At 38.3% G+C, this 12,695-nt stretch carries 5 protein-coding genes and 2 riboswitches; of the genes, 2 read left to right on the top strand and 3 right to left on the bottom strand.

Annotated elements, in window-relative coordinates:
• Positions 1-3 precede the first annotated feature (3 nt).
• The 3 genes from GGQ92_RS07780 to GGQ92_RS07770 form a co-directional block, all read right to left on the bottom strand.
• Positions 4-1,176: a thiolase family protein gene (locus tag GGQ92_RS07780; protein ID WP_184246709.1), complete on the bottom strand. Its 1,173-nt coding sequence runs from the start codon at positions 1,174-1,176 to the stop codon at positions 4-6.
• Complete coding sequence (locus GGQ92_RS07775) at positions 1,177-3,108, bottom strand: acetoacetate--CoA ligase (protein ID WP_184246706.1); 1,932 nt, start codon at positions 3,106-3,108, stop codon at positions 1,177-1,179.
• A 179-nt stretch (positions 3,109-3,287) separates the two neighbouring features.
• Positions 3,288-4,442: a thiolase family protein gene (locus tag GGQ92_RS07770; RefSeq protein WP_184246703.1), complete on the bottom strand. Its 1,155-nt coding sequence runs from the start codon at positions 4,440-4,442 to the stop codon at positions 3,288-3,290.
• Positions 4,443-4,569: 127 nt separating this feature from the next.
• Positions 4,570-4,675: riboswitch (SAM riboswitch) on the bottom strand.
• A gap of 76 nt (positions 4,676-4,751) precedes the next feature.
• Positions 4,752-4,859: riboswitch (SAM riboswitch) on the bottom strand.
• Positions 4,860-5,133: 274 nt separating this feature from the next.
• Here GGQ92_RS07770 and GGQ92_RS07765 point away from each other — a divergent pair.
• Positions 5,134-6,102, top strand: a complete 969-nt coding sequence (locus GGQ92_RS07765) for an NAD(P)H-quinone oxidoreductase (RefSeq protein WP_184246700.1) — start codon at positions 5,134-5,136, stop codon at positions 6,100-6,102.
• Between the two features lie 226 nt (positions 6,103-6,328).
• On the top strand, positions 6,329-12,304 hold the full coding sequence (locus GGQ92_RS07760; RefSeq protein WP_184246698.1) for a pullulanase: 5,976 nt from the start codon (positions 6,329-6,331) through the stop codon (positions 12,302-12,304).
• Positions 12,305-12,695 lie beyond the last annotated feature (391 nt).

Genomic DNA, 12,695 nt, shown 5'->3' with positions numbered 1-12,695 from the left:
CTGTTAGTTTCCTCCCTGTTCATCGCTAGCTAAAACTAATGCGGTCGTCTCACTTAGTGTTGCACCATTTCCTGTCACAAGTGCATATTTTGCGTTATTTATTTGTCTCTGATGGGCCTCACCACGTAATTGCAGAACTGCTTCCACAACATGCGACATTCCACCAGCTAAATCAGCTTGTCCAAATCCTAGCTGACCACCATGCGTATTAAGAGGAAAATCCCCATCATGGCCAAGCGTATGGTTTCTTACCCAATCACCAAATTCACCAGGTTTACATAGACCGGTACTTTCAATTTGTACTGCAACCACACTCGTATAGCAGTCATAGAGAGACAACAAATCTAATTGTTCTGCATCTATTCCCGCTTGTTTTAGTGCATGTGGAATCGAGTATTGAAAAGGTAGTTGCTCCAAGGAAGGAGCTTGACTGACCGCGCGATGGGTAATCTTTTCCCCTGCGCCTCTTAAATAAACCGGTTTGTTTTTAGTCTTTTTTGCGTTTTCTACTGAAGTTACGATAACCGCACTAGCACCTGCACAAGGCATGACAATTTCCAGTAGATGGAGAGGATCAGCAATTATTGGAGATGCTAATATGTCATCTACTGAAACAGGTTTATTATAAAAGATCGCATTTGGATTTTTTAAAGCATTTTGTCTTGACCAATAGGCAAGTAAAGCAAAATCTTCTTGCTTGGAACCATATTCCTCCATATGTTGACGTTTCAACAACGCATAGGATGTATTCGCACCAGAGGCACCAAATGGAACATCAAATTCACGAATCGGGTTTCGATTAGGTGAACGCGGTACCGAGCCTTTTTCATTTTTGTTTCCAAGTACACATAGTACTGTTTCGCACATGCCTGCTTCAATAGCTGCAGCGGCACGCCATACCATTCCAGCACCGGTTGCACCACCTAAATCAACCGTGTTAGACATGGATGGCTCTAAGCCTAGATATTCAGAGATTGTTGCTGGCACATGCTGTGGAGTTTCTCCAACTTGGGGGCCAACTAATAAGCCGTCAATGTCGTTCTTCGTTAAACCGGCATCTAGTAAAGCGAGCTGTGTTGCTTCAGCTATAAGCGATAACGTAGTTTTTCCTTCCGAGTAACGTACCGGCTTGAGCTCGCCGATCCCGATGATAGCTCCTTTAGGACGTTTCCCCATTTAAAAGCACTCCTTTTCCTTGATGTTAGTAAATTCTCCCAGACATTCAGGGTTGCGGATAGAGGCTTTGTTTTTTACTTCTTCCCCAATTGCTTGTGTTTTTACCGCACCTTCTACCTTTTTTCCATTATTTGTATATGGAATATGATCAACTTGATAAATTCTTCTTGGTACGTGTCTTGGTGAAGCCTTTGAGCGGATTTCTTTACGTATAGACGCAGCAAGCTCATCGGTTAAATCCTCTGTTACGACACATAAAACAATTTCTTCGTCATTCCCACAAGGAAGACCAAATACAATGGAATCTTCTATTTCTTGAATTTGTTCGACAACACGATAAATTTCTGCCGTACCTATACGGACACCACCAGGGTTTAAAACCGTATCTGCTCGACCATAGATAATCAATGTATTATCAATCGTCTGTTCTGCGAAATCACCATGTGTCCAAATGTCAGAACGAACACTAAAGTAATTATCATAATAGCGTTGATCGCCGTTATCACCATAAAAAGTAATAGGCATACTTGGGAAAGGTGCAGTACAAACGAGATCTCCTTTTCTTCCATAAGTCGAAGCGCCTCTTTCATCAAATACATCAACAGCCATACCTAATGCTTTACAGCTAATTTCGCCTCTTTTTACAGGATGGATAGGAGAGCCCATCACAAAGCAACCAATGATTTCTGTACCACCAGAAATAGATTGTAGAATAAGGTCTTTCTTTATTGTTTGATACACCCAATCATATTGCTCAGCAACTAAAGGCGCACCGCAAGATAGAATCGATCTCAAATTAGAAAGATTGTGTGTCTCGCTTAATACAACTTTTTCTTTCATAAGAGTATCTAAATATTTTGGACTTGTACCAAAATGAGTAACGCCTGTTTCCTCTGCGATGTCCCATAATAGAGTTGGATTATCTGCTAACAAAGGAGCGCCGTCGTACAATAGTAGACTTGCGCCACTAGCGAGACCAGATACAAGCCATGGATACATCATCCAAGCTGTATTGGAATACCAAAACAACACGTCATTTTCTTTTAAATCAGCATGTAATTGATGTTCTTTTACGTGTTGCAGAAGTGTTCCACCTGCAGAATGAACGATTGCTTTTGGCAAACCTGTAGTTCCTGATGTATATAAAATGTAGAGCGGATCACGAAAAGATGCATATTCATAAACTGGTTCTGTTTCATTATTCGTGATAAATTGCTCCCATGTAGAATGTCCTGGAATTTCCCCATCGATAGTAATTAAGGTAGAAATGCTAGGGATAGAATTTACGACCTCGACAATTTTATCAGTTATATCGAATTGCTTCAACTTATATTGATAATTTATCGTGGTAAATAATACCTTAGGCTTTACTTGACCGATTCTGTCCGTGATTCCTTTTGTTCCAAAGTCGGGGGAACAAGACGTCCAAACTGCTCCAATAGATGCAGTAGCAAGTAAAGCGGCCAGCGTTTCAATCGAGTTGGTTGTAACACCTGCTACTCGATCGCCTTTGCGAACTCCAACCTTCTTTAAGCTATATTGCAATTTAGCGACAAGCTCACGTAATTCTGCGATAGATATTTTGCGAGTTGTTCCATTCTCGCCAGCCTCATAAGCAGCAATACGGTCGCTGGAACCTTTAAGTAGATTTTCTGTGAAGTTTAGCTTAGCTTCTGGGAAAAATTCTGCATCGATCATCGAGTTATTTTCCTTGAGAATGATGTTGCCTTTTTCTCCAATAATGTTGGCATAATCCCAAACATTTGACCAAAATTCATCAATATTGGAAATAGACCAGCGATGCAATCTGTCATATGGAAATAGTTCTTGATTAGAAAATTCTGAAAATTTTTGAAGATGTGATTGTTTAATTGTCTCGTCTGACGGTTCCCATAAATAGGGTGATTGATTTGATTGTAATTGGATACTCATTATTGTCGTTTCCCCTCTCGTAATTCGTACCGATGATAATTTTTATCTATATACTCGTTTCGTGTTATTTTTAATCGATGTATTGACAAGTTTTCGAGCTGTTTCCAACGAGGTCTAAGGCACCTGGCGATACATTAAAGCTTAATACTTAGACCCCGTGGTGATTAGCTTGTGTTGTCTTATTGTTTTGGCACTTCTATTAATATGGCCATTCCTTGTCCGCCACCACCACAGAGTGTAGCGATTCCCTTGCCACCGCCTCGACGTTTTAATTCATGTGCTAAGGTAAGAACTAAACGAAATCCTGTTCCGCCAAGCGGGTGTCCAAGCGCAATAGCACCACCGTTCACATTTACTTTTTCCGGATCAAGTTGAAGATCGTTTATACTAGCGATAACAACACTAGCGAAAGCTTCGTTGATTTCGAAGAGGTCGATGTCTTCTACTGACAGTTGTTGTTTTTTAAGGATTTTTTTAATGGCATCAGCCGGTTTAGTCTGTAAGCTTAAATCTGGTCCGGCAGTTTCAGCCCAATCGATAACAGTTGCTAAAGGTTGTACATTCAACTGTTTTGCTTTTTCCGCTGTTGTGATAATTCCGATACTTGCTCCATCTGTCATTTGAGAAGCGTTTCCTGCAGTAATCGTTCCATCTGGACGAAAGACAGTTTTTAGTGATGCTAATTTTTCGATGCTTGTATTTGGACGAATACCATTATCTTCATTTAATACGCCAGGAATTGGAGTAATCTCACTCTGTAATCGACCAGCGTCCTGTGCAGCCTTCGCACGTTGGTGGGAGACGTAAGCCCACTCATCTTGTTCGCGTCTACTAATAGAAAATTTGTCATTATACGTATCTGTAATGGCTCCCATTGATTGTTCGCTTATAGCACAAGATAAACCATCCGTTTCAAGCGAATCGACGAGTGTTGCATTCCCATACGAATGACCTGCTCGTATATTTAGGGTGAATGGTGCGTTGGTCATAGAATCCATTCCACCAACGATGTAAAGCTCACCTTCCTCTAGTAAAATTCTTCTAGTTGCGTCGGCAATAGAAGCAATTCCACCGAGACAAACATTGTTCAACGTAATAGCAGGAGTGCTAGGAGATATACCGGCCTCGATTGCTACCTGTCTAGCAACATTTTGTCCTGCACCACCTTGAATGACTTGAGCTAATAGGACTCCATCTGCATGTTTTATGTCAGGGTGTTTCTCTACTAAGCTTTTTAATGCATGAGCACCAAGCTGCTTAGAAGAGTAAGATGCTAAGTTGCTTTTCCATTTAGCGAATGGTGTTCGTGTCCCGTCTAAAATTACAATCGTCATTTTGCATTTCTCCCTTAGCTGTCTGATTAAAATAAGTATTTTATATATAAGTAGTTATTAGATTAGTTAGCTATGAAACATAAAAAACAGTTCCCTTGGATAGAAGAGAACTGTAGTTATAGTGCCCTTCTTATCTGTCAGGATGTTACCTGCTGGAATTAGCACCTCTTAAGTATTTACTTAAAGGTTGCCGGGTTTCATAGGGCCAGTCCCTCCACCACTCTAGATAAGAAAAAATATGTATTCAATTGTTTATTAAAATGAAAAACCTCTCTATCTTGAGATAGAGAGGGAGGATATTCCTATGCTCTCTTATCTCCCCTGATACAATCAGGCTGGAATTGGCACCAACTTAAGCTGTTGCTTAAAGGTTGCCGGGTTTCATAGGGCCAGTCCCTCCACCACTCTTGATAAGATGTGTTTAATTATTTAGATAATTCTTACTTTAGCATGGTATATAACTACTGTCAATAGATTAATAGGAGGAAGTTCCTGTGATCATCACTAACAGTCTCTCTTTAATCTAAAATCTATGTCTGTTAATAAGAAGACAGTCAAGATAATTACTTTTTCTAATAAAGTTTCAAATCATTCATCCACTTGCTATTATCAAACAAATTCCTTTAGAGGAAAATAGTTTACTTATACAATAGGAGTAGAAACGTTTTGAGTGAAGAAAGGAGATATGTAATTGAAAGGTGTCACAACAAATCAAAGTGGTGAACTTATTTATACAGATGTAGAAGATGTAAGGCTGAGTGACCAGGAAGTGTTAATTGACGTATATGCTTCTGCCGTGAATCGACTGGATTTAATTCAACGGAAGAATCACAGCTCGTATGTAGAAAACCCTGTATTAGGAGTGGAAGTGGCAGGTGTGATAAAAGACCCTAATGGACATCCGCATCTTAACAAAGGCGCTCGTGTAATGGGTCTTGTAAATGGCGGAGGTTATGCAGAGAGGGTGGCTATGCCTGCGGACAGAGTAATGAAAATACCTGAAAATTTATCCTTTGAACAAGCTGCAGCTATACCAGAAGTATTTTTGACTGCATATCAAACTCTTTATTGGATTGGTGAACTTCAACAAAAGGAAAAAGTTCTCGTTCATGCTGGGGGAAGTGGTGTTGGTACAGCAGCAATTCAATTGGCTAGGCAATTAAGCGATGCGGAAATTTTTGTTACGGCAGGAACGCAAGAAAAACTATCTGTATGTAAAGACTTGGGTGCGGATCATTTGATTAATTATAAAACCGAAAACTTTGCAAATGAAGTTCATCGAATTACGAATAAAACTGGTGTGAATGTCATCTTGGACTTTGTTGGTGCAAGCTACTGGGAAAAGAATTACGATAGTATGGCTATAGATGGTAGATGGGTGCTCATTGGTGTATTAGGTGGCATGACGGTAGAAAATATAAACTTAATGAAGCTAATGCAGAAGCGTATTCAATTAACCGGTACATTGCTAACGCAAAGAAGTGACGTTTACAAGTCGCAACTTTCGAAGGCATTTATTGAACGAACATTCGATTTATTTAAATCTGGAATGTTAAAACCTGTAGTGGACACTGTGTTTCCGATAGAAGAAGCTGATGCTTCTCATCAGTATATGGAGGCAAATAAAAATACAGGTAAAATCATTTTAAAAGTAAAATAAATAAAAAGTTAAAACACTTCATTCAATAGGGTATCGATTGCACTAATATGGAGTGTTTTTCTGTTTTTATAACTAATTTATAGGGAAATAGGTTCATAGTTATAAAAAATGATTGCGTTTTCAAAACGGATATTGTATAATTTCCAAAGAAAGCGTTTGCTCATGATGATCTCTTTCTATTTTTTTACTCAATAATGCAAACGTTTGCATAAAAAGGAGGTATAAAATGAAACGAAGGAAAAAGCACTTTCAGAAAGCATGGTCGATTGCACTAATAATTCTTTTACTTATTAGTACATTTTCACATTCAAACATGCCTATTATCAAAGCTGAAGAGAAAATGAATAATCAAACACTACGCATCCATTATGAAACGGATGTAGAAAACGTTACAGATTTAGGTGTGTGGTTATGGGGAGATGTTGCAGCTCCATCAGAGGAACAGGGGGAATGGCCAAATGGAACCTGGTTTACAGATGAACAGGTAACCAACTATGGTCCATATGTTGACGTAGAATTAAAAGAAGAAGCAAAAAATATCGGCTTAAAAATAAACAATCGAGTTGGTGAAGAGATAACAGATGATATTACGGTGGAAATGATCTCATCTCAAATAGAGGAAGTATGGATTACGAAAGAAGGAAATGTCTATTATTATAATCCATCTGAAATCGATGAAAATATGGTGCGCATTCATTACTGGAAAGACAATCAAGAATATGAGCCATGGGGAGTGTGGACATGGGGAGATGTTCTAAATCCTTCACAAGCATGGTCGATGGATGCTGTCCCGTTTTCCAACGAGCAAATGGGACCTTATGGAGCATATGTTGATATTCCGTTGAAAGAGTCTGCAGAATCATTAGGCTTATTACTTGTAACAAGAGATGAGGCAGCAAATAAAACAGGGGATATGACCTTTGAAGATTTGTCCACTCATCGTCAGCTATTTATCAAGGAAGGTACGGATGAATTATTCACCAATCCTTATTATGTTTCAACAGAGGAAAAGGAAGAAGCGCCTGTCGAAGTGGGAGAAGGAGAGCATGATATCGAAGTAACTGCAGAAGTCAGTGATACCTTCACCTATAATGAGCATTCTCTGCTCACAGTTAATATAAGTAACCCTTCAGATATAGAAATAACATCCATTTACGCAGATACTTCTTCTTTAGGAGGGAGTAGTAAATTAGAAATATCCCCTGAATTACAACAAGTAACATTGTCTGTTACCCATGATATTGTAGCAGGAGAAAAGACAATTCCAATTACAGTAGTAGATGCGGACAACGGCGCCTACCATGCAGAAGCTACTGCTATTGTAGAGGCGAGAGATATATCAGCAGAAAATATGGATTGGGATGAGTCGATTATATACTTTATGCTTACGGATCGATTCTATGATGGAAATCAGGCCAATAATGATCCTTATGGTATTGGTTATGATAGCTACGAAAATCAAAGAGGCGTCTATCAAGGTGGAGACTTTAAAGGGATTATTAAAAAATTAGATTATCTGGATGAGTTAGGAATTAATACAATATGGATTTCACCTATTGTAGAAAATGTAGGATATGATGTAAATTATAACGCTGAAGAGGGTGCTTATTTTGCTTATCATGGATATTGGGCAAATAACTTTGAAGCATTAAATCCTCATTTCGGTACATTAGAAGAGTTCCACCAATTAATTGATGAAGCAGCAAAGAGAGACATACATATTATGGTGGATGTTGTATTGAATCATACAGGCTATGGATTAAAAGAATCAGATGCTTCCATTGAGGGTGAACCTCCAGCGGGTTATCCAACAAATGAAGAGAGAGAACGATTCAAAGATATGATTCGAGAAAAATCAGGTTCTGGGGATGAAAAGATGGAGTTATCCGGATTGCCTGATTTTAAAACTGAGGATGAAGCAGTAAGAAATCAAATTGTTGATTGGCAAACTGCTTGGCTAGATAAATCCACGACAGCTAATGGGAATTCGATATCATACTTCCGTGTAGATACCGTTAAGCATGTTGATAGAACGACATGGCAGCATTTTCGTAATGAACTAACGAAAAAGGATCCAGCATTTCAATTAATCGGTGAAGCGTGGGGAGCAGGTGCTAACAATAATCAAGGTTACTTGGAAACAGGAACAATGGACTCCTTATTAGACTTTGAATTTAAAACCATCGCTAGAAACTTTGTGAATGGGCAATTAGAACAAGCTAACGAATCATTAATAGCTCGAAATGGGAAAATATCGAATCAAGCACTACTAGGACAGTTTTTAGGAAGTCATGACGAAGACGGATTTTTATATAGTTTGAATGGAGATGAAGGTAAGTTGAAACTTGCTGCTTCATTACAAATTACAGCAAAGGGTCAACCAGTCATCTATTATGGTGAAGAATTAGGTCAAACAGGGAAAAATAATTGGCCAGAGTACGATAATCGTTATGACTTGGCGTGGGATAATGTTGAAAATAATGATATCTTGGAGCATTATCAGAAGTTATTACAATTCCGAAATAATCATTCGGATATTTTGGCGAAAGGTAACCGCGCGAAAATTGCAGGTTCAAATGAAGACGAATATCTGCTATTTGAACGAAGCTTCGATAACGAAAAGGTATATGTAGGATTGAATACATCGAACAAGGAGAAAATAGTCACTTTAACGGTTAGTGATGAAGAAACAATTGTTACCGATGAGTACGCAAATCGACAGTTCGATACGACAAAGCAAGAAGACGGATCTGTAACAATTACTGTTGAAATACCAAGTATGGATAATGGTGGGACAGTATTGTTGTCGGCTGCTAATGGGAGCATTTTAGGAGAGTCCAGTAATGAAAGTGGTGTAGAGGAAGAAGAGACCCCAGCTATTCAAGATGGATATTTACGAGTTCATTTCCCGGGAAATAACGACAATTTTACCGATTTAGGATTATGGATTTGGGAAGATGTCGAAACACCATCGGAACAAAATGGCTCATGGCCAAATGGTGCCACAACTATTACAAACGATAAGCGAACTGATTATGGGCCTTATGTCGATATTAAATTGGCCAAAAACGCGAAGAAAATAGGATTTCTTATCAATGATAGCCAGGGAGCAAACTTGTCAGGAGATAAATTTGTCGACATTGTTTCTCCTGAAATGAATGAAATTTGGTTAACAGAAGATTACAATGTTTATTTATATGAGCCACTTCCATCTGAAGATAACAAGATTCGAGTTAATTTCTTACAAAAAGAAGACTCTTACGAGAATTTTGGTCTATGGACTTGGGGAGATGTATTAAATCCTACAGAAGACTGGCCGAATGGAGCGCATTTCTTCTCTGATGATCAAATCGGATTGAAAGGTTCATATGTAGATTTAGAATTAAAATCGGACGCACAATCTATTAATTTCTTAGTACTAAATAAAAATACAGAATGGCAGACAGCAGATATGAGTTTCCAAGATTTAGACGAACATTCCCAGATTTTTATACGAATGGGAGAAGACCAGGTGTATACGAACCCATATTTTGTTAAAGAAGAAGGATTGCTCTTCGCAGAAGTACTTTCTGACAAAATTGAACTTACGTACGATTCTATAGAAGGCTTAGTTGTAGAAGATCTTCTAAATGAATTGGACGTAACAGATAAAAATGGTGATAGATTCGTAATAGAAGATGTAGTCATTAATGAAGAAAACGGTGTTGTCGAAATAATAGGAAACATTGAGCTATCAAAAGCACCTTATACAATTACACATAACGGAAGAGAGGCAACAGCGATGGTAGGTTGGCGATTAAAAGATGAGATGTACGGTTACGACGGAGACCTAGGAGCGATGTTGCATGCGGATGGAACCGCGGATATTAAAGTATGGTCCCCAAGTGCAGATCAAGTATCGATAATTTTATATGATAAAGATAATCCAGAAAGTATAGTAAAAGATGGAATAGCTATGTCTCGTTCTAATAAAGGTGTATGGAGTGTTCAACTCAACAAAGATAATACGGGGTTAACAGATGTAACTGGCTATTTCTATCATTACAACATTGAACGTGATGGTGAGGAAGTTATTGCCCTAGATCCGTATGCTAAATCAATGGCTGCATGGAATAGTGAAGCAGATGATAGTTATGTAGGAAAAGCTGCTATCGTGAATCCAAGTGAGATTGGTCCTGAACTAGATTATGCAAAAATAGATGGCTTTGAAAAACGAGAAGACGCGATTATTTATGAAGCGCATGTACGCGATATGACTTCTGATCCATCGATTGATGAGGAGTTAACTGCTCGCTTCGGAACGTTTGCTGCTTTTGTAGAGAGATTGGATTATATTCAAGATTTAGGTGTTACACATATTCAACTGTTACCGATAATGAGTTACTATTTTTCAAATGAATTTGAGAATGATCAAAGATTGTTAGACTACTCATCGACAGGTAATAATTATAATTGGGGATATGATCCACATAGTTATTTCTCGATAACAGGTATGTATTCAGAAAATCCTATGAATCCGGAAAAACGGATTGAAGAATTAAAGCTTCTAATTGATGAAATTCACAAGCGTGATATGGGTGTCATTCTAGATGTTGTCTACAATCATACGGCAAGAGTTCATATTTTCGAAGACTTAGAGCCGAATTATTATCATTTCATGAATGCAGATGGTACTCCTAGAGAAAGCTTTGGTGGGGGACGTCTAGGTACAACACATAAAATGGCTCAGCGTATTTTAGTAGATTCAATCACGTATTGGACAGAAGAATTTAAAGTAGATGGTTTCCGTTTCGATATGATGGGAGATCATGATGCAGAAACTATTGAAATTGCATTTAACAAAGCTAAAGAGCTGAATCCGAACATCCTTATGATCGGTGAAGGATGGGTAACCTATGCAGGAGATGAAAATTACCCGAATGTACAGCCAGCCGATCAAAGTTGGATGCAACATACAGATACTGTAGGAGTATTTTCTGATGAAATTCGAAACGAACTAAAATCAGGATTTGGCAGTGAAGGTCAACCTCGTTTTCTTACAGGAGGAGCTAGAAACGTAGAAAATATCTATCAAAATATTATTGCGAATCCTGGTAATTTTAAAGCGGACGATCCAGGAGATGTTGTACAATATATTGCAGCTCACGACAATTTAACTTTACACGATGTTATTGCGCAATCGATCAAAAAAGATCCGAAAGACCATTCGCAAGAGATTCATCAACGAATTAGATTAGGAAACCTAATTGTGTTGACTGCTCAAGGGACACCTTTTATTCATGCGGGCCAAGAGTACGGTAGAACAAAGCAATTCCGCCATGAAGATTATAAGGGACCAGTAGCTGAGGCTCCTTACAAATCTACTTATATGACAGATGCAGATGGTAATCCCTTTGAATATCCTTACTTTATCCATGATTCATATGATTCCACGGATGCAATTAATAAATTTGAGTGGGAGAAAGCAACAAACAGTGAGCAATATCCAATTCATACGACAACAAGAGCTTTTACAAAAGGTTTGATTGAGTTACGCCGATCTACGAGTGCTTTCAGTTTAGATACGAGAGAAGAAATTGATCAGTATGTTAAAAGATTAAACATACCTGAAATTGAAGAAGAAGATTTGGTTGTTGCTTATCAGGCTACCGATCCAGATACAGAGGATCACTATTATGTATTCGTCAACGCCGATAATAAAGCAAGGAATTTATCATTATCAGATGATATTTATGATGGGGATATTATCGTTGCTGGCGACCAAGCGGGTATTGAGAAAATCGATGAACCTAATGGAGTAACACTTACCTCATCATCTATAGAAATAGCTGCCTTATCTTCTGTTGTGGTTCGAGTTTCGGGCAACGAAGAGGTGGATAAGGATGATGGTGGAACCGGATCAGATAGAGAAGATAATGACTCGTCACCAAATGAGGATGTTCCATCTAATCCTTCTAATGAAGCAGACAGTGAAAAAAATGAACAAAACGAAGAAAATCAACCAGATAGTAATCAAAATGAGCAAAATGAAGAAGGTCAACCAGATAGTAATCAAAAGTCAAATGAAGAGTCAGAAACGGAGGACGCGGAAGAAAACAAATTACCGAAAACAGCAACGAATACTTTCCTTCTCCTATTATTAGGATGTCTATCTCTAGCCTTCGCAGGTATCCTATTCGCATTTAGAAAGAAAGTTGTGTAAAAGGAACTAAAAAAGCGTGAGATTCTCTATTTACATGGAGAACTCACGCTTTCTATTTTTTAGAGCGGGTTTAAAATTAGATTCATGATGGGGAAAATCGGATAAGTCGAGCGAACATTAGATAACTGAAGCTCAAAATCAGATAAGTTGAGCGAACATTAGATAACTGGAATTCAAAATTAGATAAGTCGAGCGAACATTAGATAGCTGGAGCTCAAAATCAGATAACTCGAATGAATATGAGGTAACTGAAAAACATTAAGATTGTGCTCTTTTACTAGAAGAGAACACCTTTATGGATAGGTTACACTTGATTGGACAGATTCGTTAAGGTCATATAAACTTGATTCATAAAAAGTCGGGAGAGAATTAATTATGGCCAAAAGAGAAA

The sequence above is a fragment of the Gracilibacillus halotolerans genome, from assembly GCF_014206945.1.
In the GTDB taxonomy this organism is placed as follows: Bacteria; Bacillota; Bacilli; order Bacillales; family Amphibacillaceae; genus Gracilibacillus; species Gracilibacillus halotolerans.
Note: the sequence above shows the minus strand (reverse complement) of the source record. Positions and strands in the feature narration are given on the sequence as shown.